Origin of the sequence: Streptomyces sp. NBC_00690 (genome assembly GCF_036226685.1) — a bacterium.
Taxonomy (GTDB): Bacteria; Actinomycetota; Actinomycetes; order Streptomycetales; family Streptomycetaceae; genus Streptomyces.
In genome coordinates, this window is sequence record NZ_CP109009.1 from 2,532,986 (window position 1) to 2,551,050 (window position 18,065).

Annotated in this window: 15 protein-coding genes; 9 read left to right on the forward strand and 6 right to left on the reverse strand. The window is 69.1% G+C overall.

Translation table 11 applies throughout. The annotated features are described in order from the left end of the window. Window positions 1–58 precede the first annotated feature (58 nt). From OID54_RS11200 to OID54_RS11215, 4 genes are all read right to left on the reverse strand, one after another. The gene (locus OID54_RS11200; protein WP_329017646.1) at window positions 59–742 is read right to left on the reverse strand and encodes a response regulator transcription factor; all 684 of its coding nucleotides are present in this window, start codon (window positions 740–742) and stop codon (window positions 59–61) included. After that, window positions 739–2,025 carry a sensor histidine kinase gene (locus OID54_RS11205; RefSeq protein WP_329027419.1) on the reverse strand — a complete coding sequence of 429 codons (1,287 nt, stop codon included), beginning with the start codon at window positions 2,023–2,025 and terminating at the stop codon, window positions 739–741. The genes OID54_RS11200 and OID54_RS11205 overlap by 4 nt, the downstream gene beginning before the upstream one ends. 276 nt (window positions 2,026–2,301) lie before the next feature. Further along, window positions 2,302–2,589: a PspA-associated protein PspAA gene (gene pspAA / locus OID54_RS11210; RefSeq protein ID WP_329017649.1), complete on the reverse strand. Its 288-nt coding sequence runs from the start codon at window positions 2,587–2,589 to the stop codon at window positions 2,302–2,304. A gap of 113 nt (window positions 2,590–2,702) precedes the next feature. Then, window positions 2,703–3,503 carry a PspA/IM30 family protein gene (locus OID54_RS11215; RefSeq protein WP_329017652.1) on the reverse strand — a complete coding sequence of 267 codons (801 nt, stop codon included), beginning with the start codon at window positions 3,501–3,503 and terminating at the stop codon, window positions 2,703–2,705. A 302-nt stretch (window positions 3,504–3,805) separates the two neighbouring features. On the opposite strand from OID54_RS11215, the gene OID54_RS11220 reads away from it, so the two are divergent. From OID54_RS11220 to OID54_RS11235, 4 genes are all read left to right on the forward strand, one after another. Then, window positions 3,806–4,402, forward strand: coding sequence for a DUF3043 domain-containing protein (locus OID54_RS11220; protein ID WP_329017655.1), 597 nt, complete (start codon window positions 3,806–3,808; stop codon window positions 4,400–4,402). Between the two features lie 143 nt (window positions 4,403–4,545). Beyond that, window positions 4,546–5,226, forward strand: a complete 681-nt coding sequence (locus OID54_RS11225; protein WP_443055766.1) for a class I SAM-dependent methyltransferase — start codon at window positions 4,546–4,548, stop codon at window positions 5,224–5,226. A 144-nt stretch (window positions 5,227–5,370) separates the two neighbouring features. Next, window positions 5,371–7,122, forward strand: a complete 1,752-nt coding sequence (locus tag OID54_RS11230; RefSeq protein ID WP_329027422.1) for an ABC transporter ATP-binding protein — start codon at window positions 5,371–5,373, stop codon at window positions 7,120–7,122. Between the two features lie 906 nt (window positions 7,123–8,028). Beyond that, a complete protein-coding gene (locus OID54_RS11235) occupies window positions 8,029–9,105 on the forward strand; it encodes a S1C family serine protease (protein WP_329017658.1) in 1,077 nt (358 codons plus the stop codon). Window positions 9,106–9,956: 851 nt separating this feature from the next. Here OID54_RS11235 and OID54_RS11240 read toward each other — a convergent pair. Then, the gene (locus OID54_RS11240) at window positions 9,957–10,163 is read right to left on the reverse strand and encodes a hypothetical protein (protein WP_329017662.1); all 207 of its coding nucleotides are present in this window, start codon (window positions 10,161–10,163) and stop codon (window positions 9,957–9,959) included. 92 nt (window positions 10,164–10,255) lie between these two features. On the opposite strand from OID54_RS11240, the gene OID54_RS11245 reads away from it, so the two are divergent. Both OID54_RS11245 and cobT read left to right on the forward strand, forming a co-directional pair. Next, a complete protein-coding gene (locus OID54_RS11245; protein ID WP_329017667.1) occupies window positions 10,256–11,455 on the forward strand; it encodes a bifunctional adenosylcobinamide kinase/adenosylcobinamide-phosphate guanylyltransferase in 1,200 nt (399 codons plus the stop codon). A gap of 47 nt (window positions 11,456–11,502) precedes the next feature. Beyond that, window positions 11,503–12,609, forward strand: a complete 1,107-nt coding sequence (gene cobT / locus OID54_RS11250) for a nicotinate-nucleotide--dimethylbenzimidazole phosphoribosyltransferase (RefSeq protein WP_329017670.1) — start codon at window positions 11,503–11,505, stop codon at window positions 12,607–12,609. A 116-nt stretch (window positions 12,610–12,725) separates the two neighbouring features. Here cobT and OID54_RS11255 read toward each other — a convergent pair whose 3' ends face one another. Beyond that, a complete protein-coding gene (locus tag OID54_RS11255; RefSeq protein WP_329017673.1) occupies window positions 12,726–13,481 on the reverse strand; it encodes a hypothetical protein in 756 nt (251 codons plus the stop codon). Between the two features lie 161 nt (window positions 13,482–13,642). Between OID54_RS11255 and OID54_RS11260 the strand changes: the two genes are divergently transcribed. The 3 genes from OID54_RS11260 to lpdA all read left to right on the forward strand — a co-directional run bounded on the left by OID54_RS11260 (window position 13,643) and on the right by lpdA (window position 18,022). Beyond that, the gene (locus tag OID54_RS11260) at window positions 13,643–14,413 is read left to right on the forward strand and encodes an adenosylcobinamide-GDP ribazoletransferase (RefSeq protein WP_329027423.1); all 771 of its coding nucleotides are present in this window, start codon (window positions 13,643–13,645) and stop codon (window positions 14,411–14,413) included. A gap of 381 nt (window positions 14,414–14,794) precedes the next feature. Beyond that, window positions 14,795–16,312: a leucyl aminopeptidase gene (locus OID54_RS11265; RefSeq protein WP_329017676.1), complete on the forward strand. Its 1,518-nt coding sequence runs from the start codon at window positions 14,795–14,797 to the stop codon at window positions 16,310–16,312. Window positions 16,313–16,633: 321 nt separating this feature from the next. After that, window positions 16,634–18,022, forward strand: a complete 1,389-nt coding sequence (gene lpdA / locus OID54_RS11270; protein WP_329017679.1) for a dihydrolipoyl dehydrogenase — start codon at window positions 16,634–16,636, stop codon at window positions 18,020–18,022. Window positions 18,023–18,065 lie beyond the last annotated feature (43 nt).

Consider the following 18,065-nt stretch of genomic DNA (forward strand, 5'->3'; position numbering starts at 1 on the left):
CCAGGTCCCGTTTCTTTATCTGGGGCATACCGCAGTTGGAGTATGCCGGGGAGCCCGATCACTCCACCCTTGGACGTACCAGTCCGGACTCGTACGCGGTGACCACCAGCTGGGCCCGATCGCGCGCACCGAGCTTGGCCATCGCCCGATTCACATGGGTCTTGACGGTCAGGGGGCTCACCTGGAGGCGTTCGGCGATCTCATCGTTGGTGTACCCCCCGGCCACGAGGACGAGCACCTCGCGCTCCCGGCTGGTGAGCGCGCCCAGCCGCTCGGAGTAGCTCTCGGACTCCTGGGTGTCCATGTCGCCGCCCTGGGCCAGGAACTTGGCGATCAGGCCCTTGGTCGCGACCGGTGAGAGCAGGGCGTCGCCCGCCGCGGCTATCCGGATCGCATTGAGCAACTCATCGGGCTCGGCCCCCTTGCCGAGGAAGCCGGACGCCCCGGCTCGCAGCGACTGGACCACGTACTCGTCCACTTCGAAGGTCGTCAGCATCACCACCCGCACCTCGGCGAGCTCGGGATCCGCGCTGATCATGCGAGTGGCGGCCAGTCCGTCGGTGCCGGGCATCCGGATGTCCATCAGGACGACGTCGGCACGCGTGGAACGGGCGAGAGCGACCGCCTCCGCTCCGTCCGCGGCCTCGCCGACGACCTCCATATCGGGCTCCGAGTCCACCAGCACGCGAAACGCACTGCGCAGGAGCGTCTGGTCATCGGCGAGCAGCACCCTGATCGTCATCTGTTCTCCCCCGTACGAGCCGTGAGGGGCAGTATCGCCTGCACTCGGAAACCGCCTCCGTATCGGGGGCCCGCGCTGAGCCGGCCGCCGAGCGCGGTGACCCGCTCACGCATCCCGAGCAGGCCGTGGCCGCCTCCCCCGGACTCGGAGTCCGAAGGGTCTGCGGCCGGGGGCAGCGGCCCGCCGGGATGGTCCGCGCAACCCGCCGGGCAGAGCTCCGGCGCCTTTCCGTTGTCCAGGACCGTGACCTCCAGGGTGGCGCCGACCCGGATCACGCTGACCTCGGCCGTCGCTTCCCGGCCGGCGTGCTTCTGCACATTGGTCAACGCCTCCTGGATGATCCGATACGCGGCAAGATCAACGGCGGACGGCGGACGCGCACCGTCGTCCGCGCGGGCCACCTCGACCGGCAGACCGGCCTGCCGGAAGGTGGTGACGAGGGCGTCGAGGACGGCGAGGCCGGGTGCCGGCTCGGTGGGGGCTTCGGGGTCGCCCGACTGCCGGAGCAGACCGACCGTGGCGCGGAGTTCATTGAGCGCGGAACGGCTTGCCTCCCGTACGTGCGCGAGTGCCTCCTTCGCCTGGTCGGGGCGTCGGTCCATCACATGGGCTGCCACTCCCGCCTGCACATTGACCAGGGCGATGTGGTGGGCGACCACATCATGGAGGTCACGGGCGATCCGAAGCCGCTCCTCGGCCACCCGACGGCGGGCCTCCTCCTCGCGGGTGCGTTCGGCGCGTTCGGCGCGTTCCCTGATGGCGTCGACGAACGCGCGGCGGCTGCGGACCGCGTCCCCCGCGGCGGCGGCCATGCCGGTCCAGGCGAAGATGCCCAGGTTCTCCTGGGTGTACCAAGGGGTCGAGCCGAAGAACATGGCGGTGCCGGTGAGCACGGTCATCGCGAGGAGCCCGACCCGCCAGGTGGTGGGCCGATCGGTACGGGAGCCGACGGTGTACAGGGCGATCACCGCGCTCATCACCACCGGAGCGGCAGGATCACCGATGATCAACTCGGTGACGGAGAGCAACCCGGTGAAGAGCAGTACGCCCATCGGCCTGCTGCGGCGAAAGACGAGCGCGGCCGAGACCAGGGCGATCAACACCACGCTGCGCAACTCGGGGGTGCGGGCGCCGAACTCGGGCCCGTGCTCGCCGTACGGCTCGGCGAAGGATCCGATCACCATGCAGATCAGCACCGTCACGGCCAGCGACCCGTCGAGCGCCAACGGGTGCTCGCGGAGCCAGCGCTGGGTGCGGGCGAAGCCGGAGGCGAGTGAGGTCACGCCAGGAACGGTACGGCGTGACCCTGCGGGCGGGTAAGGCGCTTCCTCCTGCTCGTCCTGCTCGCCGACCACCATCTCGGGTGTGGCCATGCTCCCCGAACCGTGCGGGAAGGGCTTGGATCTTGCGGGAAGGCAGCAGGGTGGCCTGCGCAGCGGCCGGGAGGGGGTCGGAAGCAGGGCTGCGGTCAGCCCCGGGAGACCGGAAACCGGGCGCTGCTCAGCCAGGAGCCTCGGAACCGGGTGCAGTCAGCCGGAAACCCCGGCAACCGCGTGTGGTCAGCCGGGGAGTCCGGGGAGCAATCCGTCGTCGCCGAGCATCGCCCGCACGTCCTCCAACGTCGCGTCCGCTGCCGGAAGGATCAGCTCTGATGGCTCCAGGGCATCGTCCGGCAGGGGCTCACCGAGGGCGTGCACACGCTCCAGGAGCGCGGCGAGAGTCCGGCGGAAACCGGGACCGTCACCCCGCTCCATCTCGGCGAGCAGCTCGTCGTCGAGCTTGTTCAGTTCGGCGAAGTGGGTGTCAGCCAGCTTCACCTGGCCCTCCCCCATGATCCGTACGATCATGACGAGCCCCTACTGGTCGATGTCACTCGGACAGGTGCTGAGCGGTGCTGGGGTGCCTGACCGGGACCTCTCGGTCCCGCTCGGGTTCTGCCTCGGCTCTGATCAGTTCTTGTTCAGTTCTTGTCAAAGTTGGGCTTGTTGGTGTGCTGGCCGGGAGCGTCCTGCGGGGCCCCCTTGTTCCCTTCGATGGCCTGCTGCGAGGAGCTGCTGCCACCCGCCAGCTCGGCCTTCATCCGCTGGAGCTCCAGCTCTACATCCGTACCACCGGAGATGCGGTCCAGCTCGGCGGCGATGTCGTCCTTCGCCATGCCGGACGGGTCGTCCAGCGCACCGGAAGCGAGCAGCTCGTCGATGGCCCCGGCCCTGGCCTGGAGCTGCGCGGTCTTGTCCTCGGCCCGCTGAATGGCCAGGCCGACATCGCCCATCTCCTCCGAAATACCGGAGAACGCCTCGCCGATCCGCGTCTGCGCCTGAGCGGCGGTGTAGGTCGCCTTGATCGTTTCCTTCTTGGTGCGGAAGGCGTCCACCTTCGCCTGAAGGCGCTGAGCCGCCAGGGTGAGCTTCTCCTCTTCACCCTGGAGGGTCTGGTGCTGCACTTCCAGGTCGCTGATCTGCTGCTGCAATGCGGCCCGGCGGGAGAGCGCCTCACGCGCCAGGTCCTCGCGGCCCAGTGCCAGCGCCTTGCGGCCCTGGTCCTCCAGCTTGGAGGACTGGCCTTGGAGCTGATTCACCTGCAGTTCGAGGCGCTTGCGTGACGTGGCCACATCGGCGACGCCCCGACGCACCTTCTGCAACAGCTCCAGTTGCTTCTGATATGAGTAATCCAGGGTTTCGCGCGGGTCTTCGGCCCGATCCAGGGCCTTATTTGCCTTCGCGCGGAAGATCATCCCCATACGCTTCATGACACCGCTCATGGGCTTCGCGCGCCCCCTTCTGACGGACTCCGGCTCCAGCACTCCAACAGAACCCACAGTACGGGCCCTACATCCATTACCGCACTGTTCGAGCGTGGATGCGCTCATCCCCAAGGACGACTGCGGACAGCTTCCGATCCGGCGCAGGGAGTAGACGACCGTCAGGGAAACCTCAGGAGCCTCAGCGGGAACTCCACGCAATGTGCGTTCTGCCCCTTCTGCCCCCTACAGACGCTTGGTGTTGCCGGATCGTTCCCCTCCGGCGTTGGGTCCATGCCTGCCACCCCGTACCCTTGGGCTTTGTGTTCCGTAGCCGTGCCAAGACAGAGAAGGCCCCCACCGATCAGGTGACGGCGGACCTCTCCAAGCAGACCCGCGATCCCGAGGCCCCCAAGGGCCGCCCCACGCCCAAGCGCAGTGAGGCCCAGAGTCAGCGTCGCCGCGCCTCAAGCGCGCCGGCGGACCGCAAGGAGGGCATGAAGCGTGCGCGTGAGGCACGCCGTTCCGATCTGGCCCGTCAGCGCGAGGCCCTCGCCAGCGGTGACGAGCGGTACCTGCCCGCTCGTGACAAGGGCCCGGTGCGACGGTTCGTCCGCGACTTCGTCGACTCGCGCTTCTGCATCGCCGAATTCTTCCTGCCGATCGCCGTCCTGATCCTCATCATGAGCCTCATCCAGAACCGTCAGATGCAGAACATCGCGCTGCTGGTCTGGTTGGGTGTCATCGTCATGATCGTCGTGGACTCGATCGGGCTCGCCATTCGACTGAAGAAGCAGTTGCGCGAGCGCTACCCGGACGAGCCGAAGCGTGGCGCAGTCGCCTACGGCCTGATGCGTACGCTCCAACTGCGGCGACTTCGCCTGCCGAAGCCGCAGGTCAAGCGCGGAGAGCGACCCTGAGCAGCCAGGCCCTCGAAGGCACGGCGACCGTGCCCGGAGGGCCTGAGGGGCAGATTCAGCCGATCACGCCCGCCCCCGTACTGCGGGGTGGGCTGAAGGAGACCGTCCGCCAGGAGTTGGTGGCCCGCCAACTCGATGAGCAGATGGCCGCCCGCTACCCCGTGGGGCAGCGGCTGCGGATACTCGACGTCGGCATGGGCAGGGGCGTCCAGGCGCTCCGGCTGGCCCGGGCGGGCCACACCATCACCGGACTGGAATCCGACGCCGGCCTCCTGCGGGCCGCACAGGAATCGCTGGCGACCGAACCCGCCGGCATCCGGGAACGCGTCCGGTTCATCGAAGGCGCCTGCCGCGAGACCGGCGTCCACTTCCTGCCCGGCAGCTTCGACGTGGTCCTGTGCCATGGCGTACTGATGTCCGAACAGGAACCGGACGCGATGCTCGCCGGCCTCGCCCGGATGCTGGCTCCCGGCGGACTGCTCTCCCTCCTCGTCCGCAACGGGGACGCGCTCGCCCTCGCCCCCGGACTGAACGGGGACTGGGACGGGACGCTGGCCGCCTTCGACGCGGACATCTGGACCGACCGCGGCGGGATCGTGGAGCGGACCGACCGGCTCCACGCACTGACCGCTGCGCTGGCGGGCATCGCTGCCCCCCTGCACGCCTGGTACGGCGTGCAGGTGTTCACCGACCGGGGAGCGGACACCGAGATCCCCGCGGCCACCGCCCTGGAACGCCTCCTGGCCGCCGAGGACCGCGCAGGCCGCACCGACCCCTATCGCCAGGTCGCGGCACTGCTGCACCTGTGCGGGGTACGGGGCTGACGCCCGCGCCGGAACGGCTAGTACTTCCGGCCAGTCAGGCGCGGGCGGAGATTTCGCGTCATCGTAGGGGTGAGCACCGCTAAATCCACCCCGCGCCCCGCCGGCCCCGGCTCCACCGGAACGAGCGAAAACGCGCCAGCCCGGCTGCCCGCCCGGGAGACCTGGCGGGCGCTCTACGCACACTTCAAGCCACACCGCTGGACCGTGGCGCTCGGTGCGTCCCTCGCCCTCGTCGGTACCGTGGCCGGACTGGGCCAGCCCCTCGCGGCGAAGTCCCTCGTCGATCGACTGGGCAACGACGAGTCGATCACCGGGATACTCCTGCTGCTCACCGGCCTGGTGATCATAGGTACCGCGATCGAAGCGGTCGGGGCGTACATCCTGGAACGCACCGCCGAATCCGTGGTCCTTGCGGCCCGTCGCTCCCTCATCGGACGACTGCTCCGCCTGCGGCTGACGGAGATGGAGCGGACCCAACCCGGCGATCTGATGTCCCGCGTCACCTCGGACACCACCCTCCTCCGCGCGGTGACCACCCAGTCGATCGTCTCCGCCGCAACGGGCGGAATCGCGTTCGTCGCGACCATCGTGCTGATGGCCGTCATGGACCCGGTACTCCTCGGGGTCACGCTCGCGGTGATCGTGCTGATCGGAGGCTGTGTCGCCCTGGTGATGCCGCAGATCGCCCGATCCACCCAGCGGGCACAGGAATCCGTCGCGGAGATCTCGACCGTGCTCGAACGGGCCTTCGGAGCGTTCCGAACGGTCAAGGCGTCCGGCGCGGAAGACCGAGAGACCGCTGTCGTCACCGCAGCCGCGACCGACGCCTGGCGGCATGGTGTGCGCTCCGCGAAATGGCAGTCCGTGGCCTGGTCGTCCGTTGGGCTGGCCGTACAGGTGTCGTTCCTGGCAGTCCTGGGCATCGGCGGCGCACGCGTCGCATCCGGAGCGATCTCCATCTCCACACTCGTCGCCTTCCTCCTCTTCCTCTTCTACCTGATCGACCCGGTGTCACGGATGGTGGAGGCCGCCACCCAGTACCAGCAGGGCTCGGCCGCCATCGCCCGCATCGTGGAAGCCGAACAACTGGCGACGGAGGAACCGGGAGCCCAGGAGTCCGTGCTCCCGCAGCGTGCCGCACCGGTCTCGGTCGCATTCGAAGAGGTCGCCTTCCGCTATCGGGACGACCTCCCACCGGTGCACCACGGGGTCTCCTTCGACATACCGGAAGGCGGGATGACCGCCTTCGTCGGCCCGTCAGGCGCCGGCAAGACGACCGTGTTCGCCCTCATCGAACGGTTCTACGAAGTGGACGACGGACGAGTCCTGGTGGACGGCAAGGACGTACGCGACTGGCCGCTGGCCGAACTCCGGGCAGCCATGGGCTACGTGGAACAGGACGCACCGGTACTCGCGGGCACCCTGCGCGACAACCTCGTCTTCGCCGCCCCCCACGCCACGGACGAAGACATCGCCGAAGTCCTGGTGAAGGCCCGACTGGACACGCTGGTGAGCCGCCTCCCCGAAGGGCTCGACACCCTCGTGGGCCACCGCGGCTCCAAACTCTCCGGCGGCGAACGCCAACGGGTCGCCATCGCCCGCGCCCTGCTGCGCAAGCCGCGACTGCTGCTGATGGACGAGGCGACCTCACAACTGGACGCGGTGAACGAGCTGGCGCTACGGGACGTGGTGGCGGAAGTGGCTCGCGAAGTGACCGTCCTGGTGGTGGCACACCGGCTCTCCACCGTGACGCTGGCCGACCGGATCGTGGTGATGGACGCGGGAAAGGTACGCGCGGTGGGGACGCACGCGGAGCTGGTGGCGGGGGATCCGCTGTATGGGGAACTGGCGGCGACGCAGTTTTTGTCAGGGGGTGAGGGGAACGGGGGGGCCTAGCTTGGTCCGGGTGGGGCTGTGTTTTGGGTTCCGCCTTGGGGGGTGGCGGGGTTCCGTCCTCAAACGCCTGACGGGCTGGGTTGGCTTGGGCTGCGGGTTTTGGCTCTCTCCGGGCGGAGCCCGTTCTGTGAGCTCAGCCCTGGGGGGCGGGGGGTTCCGTCCTCAAGCGCCGGACGGGCTGGGTGGGGCGGGTGGAGCCCTTGCTGTGGGGGCTGGTCTGGGGGGCGGGGCTTTGGGTGGTCCGGCTGGGGGTGGGGTGGGGTGCGGGTGGTGGGGGTGCTTTCGGGCGTGACTCCTCAGCGCCGGCGGCCAGCGGCTGATCCGTCCATGGCGGCTCTGAAGCCGCCGACGCTTCCGGGGACACCCCCTGCGCGCCCCCAGAACATCAACCAGGTCTCCCTGTCCCTAGCTCATCCACAAGTCGAGCTCAGGACGGGTGTTACCCAATACCGCAACCAGGTCTTGCTTGCCCCCAGCTCGTCCAAAAGTCAGGAAGTCGGGCTCAGGGCAGGTGCCCAGTGGTGCAACCAGTTCTGCTTGCGCCTGGCCCTGGCTCCATCCATGAGTGATGCCCCGGGTGGGGAGTGTTCCCCCGGGCCGAAGGCTTAGGTCATGGGGGGAGGTCCCCCGGGCCGCCAATCGGGCTCGGCGCTCAAATGCGGACGGCCGCGAATGGGGCTCGGTGCCTACATGAGGACGGCTGCGAAGGGGGCTTGGTGTCAGGTGGGGGGAGTCCGTCGGGTGGTGGAACAACTCAGATCCTGGAGCGAGCGTCCCTGGCTTCGACTATGAGGTGAGGGAGGGAGTTCCTGTGAGTCACGGCAAGGCGTGTCGACACGCAGGGGTGCCACCTGTTCGGATGCGCACTAGGGGACGAACTAAAGCGACAAAAGGGATACTCCGATCATGGATGCATCCCCTCGCCCCACCTGGAGTATGCGCCGGATGCTGGTCCTCAGCGTTGGGGCCTGTGCAGCCGCGGCCACTTTGATCGCAGGCTGTTCCAGTACGCCCGCAGCTCAGCCTGAGACCTCCACGCGCGCTGCGCCGCCGAAGGCCGCGAACGACCTCCAGTCGGACTACGAGACGGCCATCAAGAACGTATTGCCGTCCGTGGTCCAGATCGAGGCGGGTGAGGCCCTCGGCTCGGGGATCGTCTATGACACCAAGGGCCATGTGATCACCAACGCACACGTCGTGGGCGAGGGAACATCCTTCAAAGTCACCGTCGCCACGGGCGAGGCTCCCCTCAGCGCACGGCTGGTCTCTTCCTACCCTGAACAGGACCTCGCGGTCATCAAGCTGGAGAAGGTCCCGGCCGAGCTGAAACCGGCCAAGTTCGGGGACTCGTCCAGGGTCCAGGTGGGGCAGATCGTGTTGGCGATGGGTTCGCCACTCGGGCTGTCGAGCAGCGTCACCCAAGGCATCATTTCGGCGGTTGGGCGCACGGTCACGGAGAGCGAATCGGGTGGGGGTACGGGCGCCACCATCGGGAACATGCTCCAGACCTCGGCAGCGATCAACCCGGGCAACAGCGGGGGTGCGCTGGTCAATCTGGATAGTGAAGTCATCGGAATCCCGACCCTGGCTGCGAGCGACCCTTCACTCGGTGAGGGAGCGGCACCGGGAATTGGCTTCGCCATCCCGGCCAGCATGGTGAAGACGGTCGCCGACCAGATCATCCAGAGTGGAAGAGTGATCGACTCAGGTCGAGCCGCCCTGGACATCACCGCCCGTACGGTCCTCGACGACAGCTACCAGCCTTCCGGCGCGGCAGTGGTGACGGTCGAAAAGGACGGTGCCGCCGATGAAGCCGGGCTGCGTCCGGGCGACATCATCACCAAGGTCGGTTCCGCACAGATCACGACCATCACCTCTCTCGCCGAGGCATTGGCTTCGGACGAGCCCGGCCAGAAGGTGGTTGTGGGATACCAACGGGGCGGCGACTCCAAAACGGCCGAGGTCACCTTGGGCGAGATCTAAGCCCGCCGACCTCAACCTTCAACCTTCAACCGACTGCCCCCATTTGGGCCCTGAACTTTTCCGATGGCCCAGGGAACCTCCCGCTCGGCCCTGAACCTGTCCGATGTGCAAGAAGACCCCCACTCGTGGCTGAACTCATGGATGGAGCCGGGGCAGGGGGGCAAGCAGCCCTGATGGTGGTGTTGACCACGCGCCCCGAGCTCAACCCGCGGATAGAGCCAGGCGCAAGCAGAACTGGTTGCGCCACTGGGCACCTGCCCTGAGCCCGACTTCCTGACTCTTGGACGAGCTGGGGGCAAGCAAGACCTGGTTGCGGTATTGGGTAGCACCCGTCCTGAGCCCGACTTATGGACGAGCTAGGGGCAGGTATGCCTGGTTGCGGTATTGGGGGCGCGCAGGGGGTGTCCCCGGAAGCGTCGGCGGCTTCAGAGCCGCCACCAACGGGCCAGCCGCTGGCCGCCGGCGCTGAGGAGTCACGCCCGAAAGCACCCCCACCACCCGCACCAACCCCACCCCCAGCCGGACCACCCAAAGCCCCGCCCCCCAGACCAGCCCCCACAACACAAGCTCCACCCGCCCCACCCAGCCCGTCCGGCGCTTGAGGACGGAACCCTCCACCCCCAGGGCTGAGCTCACAGAACGGGCTCCGCCCGGAAACAGTCAAAACCCGCAGCCCCGGATCACCTCAGCCCGTCCGGCGCTTGAGGACGGAACCCCCCGCCACCCAAGGCGGAAACCCAGGCACAGGCCCCACCCGGACCAAGCTAGGCCCCCACCCGGACCAAGCCCCACCCGGGCCCCCGGAGATTCACTCTCCGGGGACCCGTTCGCACAGCCGTCCCCCCGGAAAGCTACTCCGGGGCGTCCAGGCTCATGGGGCCGTAGATCTTGGTCGCGTCTTCCGAGAGGTGAATCTGGTCCGCGCCGCCGTCTCGCAGCTCCTTCCAGTGCTCACCGAGCCAGGATTCCGCGTCCCCCTGCGTCGTGAACTCCTCCGGCTCGACGGCCGGCTGGACCTCCGTTCCGTCGGACTTCTCGAACCGCCACGTCCATGCCATGTACGCCTCCCTGAGTCCCGCAAAGGATCTCTGTCCTGCCCGCAGCGTATCCGGGCGCGCACTGCCTGCGGTGAAGAGGCAGGATCGGGGATGTGGAAGTGACTTTGCTCGGCACCGGATCTCCTGCCGGTCTCCCTCAGCCCGACTGTCCCTGCGCCGCGTGTGCCGCTGCCCGTGGCTCACGCGCCAGGGCAGCCACCGCGCTGCTCATCGACGGGGCGCTACTCCTGGATCTGACGCCCGGAGCCGCCCTGGCCGCAGCGCGGGCAGGGCATTCGCTCGTGGGCGTACGACAGGTGTTGTTGACTCACCCGCACGACGGACCGGCTGTCGAGTTGCCCGCGGGGCTACCGTCGGCGGGGCGGGTTCCCGATGGACGGGTGTTGACGTTGATCAGCGGTCACCGGGTGCGGGCGGTGGCGATGGACCACCCGGGCACGGGCTACGAGGTCTCCTCCCCCGAGGGCGATCGGCTGCTGTACCTGCCTCCGGGTGGCGCTCCGGCCGGTGTCGCGGAGGGGCGGGCGGCCTACGAGATGGTCGTGGCCGATGTCGTGGGGCGTCCGGATGCGATCGCGCGACTGAGGGCCGTCGGGGCGATCGGCGCGACCACGGACGTGATCGCCGTCCACATCGGCCATGAAGTCCCCGGTGGGCCCGAGTTGGACCGCCGGCTCGCCGCCGCGGGTGCGCGGACCGTGCCGGACGGGACGACGCTGGTGGTCGGCGAGTACCACGCCGTCCCTGATGTGCCCCGGCGCACCCTGGTCACCGGTGGGGCGCGTTCGGGCAAGTCCTTGGAGGCCGAACGTCGGCTGGAGACCTTCCCCGGGGTGTTGTACGTGGCCACGGGCGGTACCCGGCAGGGGGACGAGGAGTGGGCGGCCCGGGTGGACCTGCACCGCGACCGTCGGCCGGGGTCCTGGCGTACCGCGGAGACCTGTGATCTCGTCCCGCTGCTCGCAGAGGACGGCCCGCCTCTGTTGATCGACTGCCTTTCGTTGTGGCTCACCGACGCGATGGACCAGGTGGGCGCCTGGGACGACGCGCAGTGGCGGGAGAGCGGTGAGACCGCGCTGCGCAAGAAGGTGACCGAGTTGGTCACGGCGGTGCGGGAGACTCCGCGCACGCTCGTCGCGGTGACGAACGAGGCCGGGTCGGGAGTGGTCCCCGCCACCGCGTCGGGGCGCCGCTTCCGTGATGAGCTCGGTCGGCTGAACGCCGCCTTCGCGGCGGAGTGCGAGCAGGTGTTGCTGGTGGTCGCCGGGCAGCCACTGGTGCTCCGGAGCTGATCGACGGGGTAGGCGGATGGCCGGGGCGGGCGGGTACTGTTCGGCGAATGAGCAGGCTGAATCTCGATGACTTCTCCGATCTGATCGAGCGCCCGGACAGTGGCCTCCGCCAGCGTGCTGAGGAACACCGGGCCCGGCTCGCCGTTCCCCCCGGAGCGCTGGGTCGACTCGACGAGTTGGGCGAGTGGCTTTCGCTCGCTCAGGGCCGGGTACCGGTGAAGCCCATCGGTCAGCCGCGCGTGGTGCTGTTCGCCGGTGACCACGCGGTGGCGGCGCTGGGGGTGTCGGGCCGGGAGGCGGGGTCGGCGCACCGGTTGGTCCGGGCCGTGTTGGAAGGGGCGAGTCCCGTCGCGGTGGTGGCCCGCCAGGCGGATGTTCAGGTGCGCGTCATCGACGCCGGCTTGGACTGCGATCCCGATCTGCTGCCGGACGACGTGGTGCGCCATCGGGTGCGGCGCGGCAGCGGGCGCATCGACATCGAGGACGCGCTGACGGTCGATGAGACGGAGCGTGCGGTACGCCTGGGTATGGCGATCGCCGATGAGGAGGCGGATTCCGGCACTGACCTGGTGGTGCTCGGTGATCTGAGCGTCGGTGGCACCACTGCCGCCTCGACGTTGATCGCGGCGCTGTGCGGTACGGACGCTTCGGTGGTGACGGGTCGTGGTGGCGCGGGCATCGACGATCTGGCATGGATGCGCAAGTGTGCCGCGATCCGGGATTCGTTGCGCCGTGCCCGCCCGGTGCTGGGCGATCAGTTGGAGTTGCTGGCCGCGGTGGGGGGCGCCGAGTTGGCGGCGATGACCGGCTTCCTCCTCCAGAGTGCGACGCGACGGATGCCCGTGATTCTGGACGGAGTGGTTTCGGCCGCTTGTGCGCTGGTGGGGCAGCGGGCTGCGTACCGCGCACCGGACTGGTGGCTGGCCGGCCAGTTGACCGGGGAGCCCGCCCAGGCGAAGGCGTTGGACCGGATGGCGCTCACCCCGTTGCTGGACCATGGCGTAACGGCGGGGGAAGGCACCGGAGCGCTGCTCGCCCTCCCTCTCGTCCGGGCGGCTGCCGCACTGGCTGCCGAGTTGCCTGAGCGTCCCGAGCCCGGTGAGCCGACTGAGGAGCAGGACGAGTCGACGTCCGCGGGGGACGACCGGGACTGAGCCCCGCCCCCGCGGGGAGCGATCGGGACGGTTTCGCTCGTGGCACGCAGTGACGAGCACGGAGGCTGCGGGCGTAGAAGTTTGGGGCATGACGGCCGTGGGGCGCGGACGGGCCGTCAGCGTCCCAGTCGCTCGGGGTCGGGCGTACCGCCGATCAGGTCCTGGAACTTGCGGCGCGGTCCGTCCCAGCGTCGATCGTGTCGATAGGCGCGCAGCCAGGCGCGGGCCCGGGACTTCGGCCTGCGGCGGTAGAAGCGCCGCGCCCAGGGCGAGGTGGGCTTCGCCAGCCGAACCGCGCCGAAGATCGCCACGAAGGGCACCAGGGTGCCCATGAGCGCCAGTTGTGGTTTCCCCTTGAAGAGGGTGACGATCACCAGCAGGAAGTTCAGTACGAGGGTGCTGATCAGGGTGGCGCGGTTCTGTCGTTCGTCCGGGGTGAGGCTGTCCACGCCGAGTGGTGAGAAGCCGCTGAGCACGAGCATGGCGAGTGCGGTGGCCACGATGACGGCTTCGACGCTCTGCCGGCCCTCTTCGGTCCAGTACACGTCGTCCGTGTGGACGATCAGCGCGAACTCGTCCAGGACGAGTCCCGCCCCCACCCCGAAGATCACTGCGCAGACGGCCGCGGTGACGCCGTGCTGTCCGCTGCCCACGGCGCCGAAGCCGCCCACGAGGGTGAGGATGACTCCGGGCACCACATGGTGGATGTGCACCCCTCCCCCCGATGCGATGTTGCGGAAGGGGCCGCGGCCCGCGCGGATCATGCGGGTGATCACACGGGTGATGAGGAAGGTCAGTACGAAGGAGGCGAGGGCGAGGAACATCGGGAGCTTTCCCGGCTCGACGATGTTGGTGGAGAACCAGTGCCCCATAGAAAGTCCTCCCGTTTTGCGCGATATGCGCAATTTACCGTCGCCGGCGGGACAGCGGGCGGGATCATCGAGCGGAGATCTCCTGTGGTGGCGCGGGAATCGGCCGCCGAACAGGTCCGGGCTACCCTTCGGCGGTGAGTGAAGCACCCGTCTCCACGGCTATGACCGGCATACGTTTCGCCTTTGGCACCCTCAGCATCCTGCCCGTGCGCATCACGCGCTGGGACCGTGAGGCCGCGCGGGCCGGGATGGCGTGCGCGCCGCTGGTGGGCGTGGTGGTCGGTCTGGTCGCGGCCGGGGCGGGCGGGTTGTTCATCCTCCTGGGCGCCGGGCCACTGCTGGTGGCGATCGCGACCGCGACGGTGCCCGCCGTCCTCACCCGCGCCCTCCATCTGGACGGACTCGCCGATACGGCCGACGGGCTCGGCAGCGCGCGCCCCGCCGAGGACGCGCTGAGGGTCATGAAGAAGTCGGACATCGGTCCCTTCGGCGTGCTGACGCTGCTGTTCACCCTGCTGGCGCAGGTCGCGGCCCTGTCCGAGTTGTACGCGCAGGGCTGGGGCCATGGAGCGCTCGGCGCGGTCATCTGCCAGGTCGCCGCTCGGCTGGCGCTCACCCTCGCCGCCCGTACGGGAGTGCCGGCCGCCCGTGCCGAGGGCCTGGGCGCACTGGTGGCGGAGGTGCTCTCCGTACGGTCCGCGTTGGCGATCACCGCAGGGGTGACGTTGCTCTGTGCCGCGGCCGGCTGGCTGTTCGGCCCCGGTCCGCTCGGTGCACTGCACATGGCACTGGCCGTCGTGAGCGGACTGCTGGCCGCCCAGTTGCTGCTTCGGCACTGCGTACGACGCTTCGACGGGGTGACCGGGGACGTGTTCGGTGCCGTGGCCGAGACATCCGCGACGATCTGCCTGGTGGCGCTGGCCCTGGGCTGACCCCGGTGGGCCGCCCCCTTGCGAGTGCGTCGGTCGCCCCTTCGGGCGGTGGAGTGTGCGCCCGTGGTGAACGAAGTGCGGCCAGTACCGCGAACCGTGCTGCACAGGACGACGACGGCACCCCCGCGGAGGACGGCACCCCAAGTTCCGCTCCCCTCAAGGGAGTCCGCCCGTCCCCTCGCTCACGCCACACGAGTCTCACCCCGCACTGCTCCCCCGGATGTCCTCAACCAGGGCGGACGCCACGGCCGGAGTGAACGGCTGCCGCCGTGAGCGACCCGTATGACCGCGCGTAGGCTCTTGCCGGGCGGGGTGTCGACCTATCCCCCCAACGGCCCCGAAATGGCCCCTCGAACTCAACGGAAGCGAGATTTCACCACCGTGACTGCTCTCACTCTCAGCACTGCCGGTGCCGCGACGCTGCGCGCCGACGCCCTGGTCATCGGGGTCGCAAAGGGCGACAAGGGCCCGGTGGTCGCACCGGGCGCAGAGGCCGTGGACAAGGCGTTCGACGGCAGGCTCGCCGCCGTACTGGAGACCCTCGGAGCCGGTGGCTCCGAGGGCGAGGTGACCAAGCTGGCCGCGCCGGCCGGCATCAAGGCACCGCTGATCATCGCGGTCGGCCTCGGGTCCGTACCGAACGAGGACGAGGCGTACGGGGCCGAGTCCCTGCGCAGGGCCGCCGGCACCGCGGCCCGTACGCTCGCCGGCTCGAAGAAGGCCGCCTTCGCGCTGCCGATCGAGGCGTCGGAGGACGTCGAGGCGATCGCCGAGGGCGCGCTGCTGGGCGCGTACGCCTTCATCGCCTACCAGGGCGGCGAAGGCAACAAGGGCGTGAAGGCTCCGCTCGCCGAGATCGCCCTGCTGGGCGCGAAGCCGCGGGACAAGGCGCACAAGGCTGCGGCCGAGCGTGCGCTCGCCATCACCGAGGAGCTGAACCGGGCCCGGGACCTGGTCAACACCCCGCCCAACGACCTGTACCCCGAGTCCTTCGCCGCCGTGGTCACCGCCGCGGGCAAGGAGCACGGCGTCAAGGTGCAGGTCCTTGACGACAAGGCGCTCCTCAAGGGCGGATACGGCGGCATCCTCGGCGTCGGGCAGGGCTCGCAGAACCCGCCGCGGTTGGTGAAGCTCACCTACACCCACTCCAAGGACGCCAAGACGCTGGCGCTGGTGGGCAAGGGCATCACCTACGACTCGGGCGGCATCTCCCTCAAGCCGGCCGGTCACAACGAGACCATGAAGTGCGACATGGCCGGCGCCGCCGCGGTGTTCGCCGCGGTCATCACCGTCGCGCGGCTGGGCCTACCGGTCAACGTCACCGGCTGGCTCGCCCTGGCGGAGAACATGCCGTCCGGTTCCGCCGTGCGCCCCGGCGATGTGCTGCGGATGTACAGCGGCAAGACGGTCGAGGTGCTCAACACCGACGCCGAGGGCCGGCTGGTGCTGGCGGACGCGCTCTGGAAGGCATCGGAGGAGAAGCCCGACGCAATCGTGGACGTGGCCACGCTGACCGGCGCCATGATGGTCGCGCTCGGCAACCGCACCTTCGGCATCATGGCCAACGACGACGCGTTCCGCACCGCGATCTACGAGACCGCGGAGGAGGCCGGCGAGCAGTCCTGGCCGATGCCGCTCCCGAGCGAACTGCGCAAGGGCATGGACTCCCCGACCGCGGACATCGCGAACATGGGCGAGCGGATGGGCAGCGGCCTGGTGGCTGGTCTGTTCCTCCAGGAGTTCGTGGGCGAGGGCATCACCTGGGCGCACCTGGACATCGCCGGTCCGGCGTTCCACGAGGGAGCCCCGTACGGCTACACCCCCAAGGGCGGCACCGGCTCGTCCGTGCGCACCCTGGTCCGGCTGGCCGAGCGGATCGGCGCGGGCGAACTCGGCTGACGACGCTTCGCAGGGTGGCGGCGAGTGGTTCCGTACGCCGCCACCCCTCGGAGGGTGCGTTCGCTCTCGACGAAATGCCGCTGTGGGCGGAATCGTTTCGGCCTTACCGGGGTTGTTACGCCCCGGTAATGTTTGAGGTGATCGATCAGACGCCAGAAGACACCCGCCCCGCGTCCCGTCTTCCCCCAACAAGTGCGAAGATGGGCTCGGCAGGACAGGGCCCACGACAGGGCCGAAGAAACGGCCGCACACCAGCCGAGAGGCCGGTCGTCCCCGGGAAGGGGACCCCGGCGACCGGCGCACATGCATGGAGGACGTGACGTGGCGAACGACGCCAGCACCGTTTTCGACCTAGTGATCCTCGGCGGCGGTAGCGGCGGTTACGCTGCGGCGCTGCGTGGAGCCCAGCTGGGCCTGGACGTCGCCCTGATCGAGAAGGACAAGCTCGGCGGCACCTGCCTGCACTACGGCTGCATTCCCACCAAGGCTCTGCTGCACGCCGGTGAGATCGCCGACCAGGCCCGTGAATCCGAGCAGTTCGGTGTTCGGGCGACGTTCGAGGGCATCGACGTCGCAGCCGTGCACAAGTACAAGGACGAGGTGATCTCCGGCCTGTACAAGGGACTCCAGGGTCTGATCGCCTCGCGCAAGATCACCACCATCGAGGGTGCGGGCCGGCTGTCGTCGCCCACCTCCGTCGATGTCAACGGCCAGCGCATCCAGGGCCGCCACATCCTGCTCGCGACCGGTTCCGTACCGAAGTCGCTGCCCGGGCTGGAGATCGACGGCAACCGCATCATCTCCTCCGACCACGCGCTGAAGCTGGACCGCGTCCCGCAGTCCGCGATCGTGCTCGGTGGCGGTGTGATCGGCGTGGAGTTCGCCTCCGCGTGGAAGTCCTTCGGCGCCGATGTGACGGTCATCGAGGGCCTCAAGCACCTGGTGCCCGTCGAGGACGAGAACAGCTCCAAGCTTCTTGAGCGCGCCTTCCGCAAGCGCGGCATCAAGTTCAACCTGGGCACCTTCTTCGAGAAGGCCGAGTACACGCAGGACGGCGTCCGGGTGACCCTCGCGGACGGCAAGACCTTCGAGGCCGAGGTGCTGCTGGTGGCCGTCGGTCGCGGTCCGGTCTCCGCGGGTCTCGGCTACGAGGAGCAGGGCGTCGCGATGGACCGCGGCTATGTCCTGGCCGACGAGTACATGCGCACCAACGTGCCCACGATCTCCGCGGTCGGCGACCTGGTCCCGACGCTTCAGCTCGCACACGTCGGCTTCGCCGAGGGCATCCTGGTGGCGGAGCGGCTCGCCGGTCTGAACCCGGTCCCGGTCGACTACGACGGTGTGCCCCGGGTGACGTACTGCCACCCGGAGGTCGCATCCGTCGGTATCACCGAGGCCAAGGCCAAGGAGATCTACGGTGCGGACAAGGTCGTCGCCCTGAAGTACAACCTCGGTGGCAACGGCAAGAGCAAGATCCTCAAGACTCAGGGCGAGATCAAGCTCGTCCAGGTCAAGGACGGCGCCGTGGTCGGTGTCCACATGGTCGGTGACCGGATGGGCGAGCAGATCGGCGAGGCTCAGCTGATCTACAACTGGGAGGCCCTGCCGTCCGAGGTGGCGCAGCTCATCCACGCGCACCCGACCCAGAACGAGGCGCTCGGAGAGGCCCACCTGGCGTTGGCGGGCAAGCCGCTGCACGCGCATGACTGAGCCGTCCCCGCAGCTCGCGCCGCCTGAGTCCCTCGGGACAGAC

Bases quoted from the DNA above. Each gene is read 5' to 3' on its own strand.
- OID54_RS11200 (WP_329017646.1), bottom strand. From the start codon at position 742: ATGACGATCAGGGTGCTGCTCGCCGATGACCAGACGCTCCTGCGCAGT.
- pspAA (WP_329017649.1), bottom strand. From the start codon at position 2,589: ATGATCGTACGGATCATGGGGGAGGGCCAGGTGAAGCTGGCTGACACC.
- OID54_RS11215 (WP_329017652.1), bottom strand. From the start codon at position 3,503: ATGAGCGGTGTCATGAAGCGTATGGGGATGATCTTCCGCGCGAAGGCA.
- OID54_RS11225 (WP_443055766.1), top strand. From the start codon at position 4,546: ATGGCCGCCCGCTACCCCGTGGGGCAGCGGCTGCGGATACTCGACGTC.
- OID54_RS11235 (WP_329017658.1), top strand. From the start codon at position 8,029: ATGGATGCATCCCCTCGCCCCACCTGGAGTATGCGCCGGATGCTGGTC.
- OID54_RS11240 (WP_329017662.1), bottom strand. From the start codon at position 10,163: ATGGCATGGACGTGGCGGTTCGAGAAGTCCGACGGAACGGAGGTCCAG.
- cobT (WP_329017670.1), top strand. From the start codon at position 11,503: ATGAGCAGGCTGAATCTCGATGACTTCTCCGATCTGATCGAGCGCCCG.
- OID54_RS11255 (WP_329017673.1), bottom strand. From the start codon at position 13,481: ATGGGGCACTGGTTCTCCACCAACATCGTCGAGCCGGGAAAGCTCCCG.
- OID54_RS11260 (WP_329027423.1), top strand. From the start codon at position 13,643: ATGACCGGCATACGTTTCGCCTTTGGCACCCTCAGCATCCTGCCCGTG.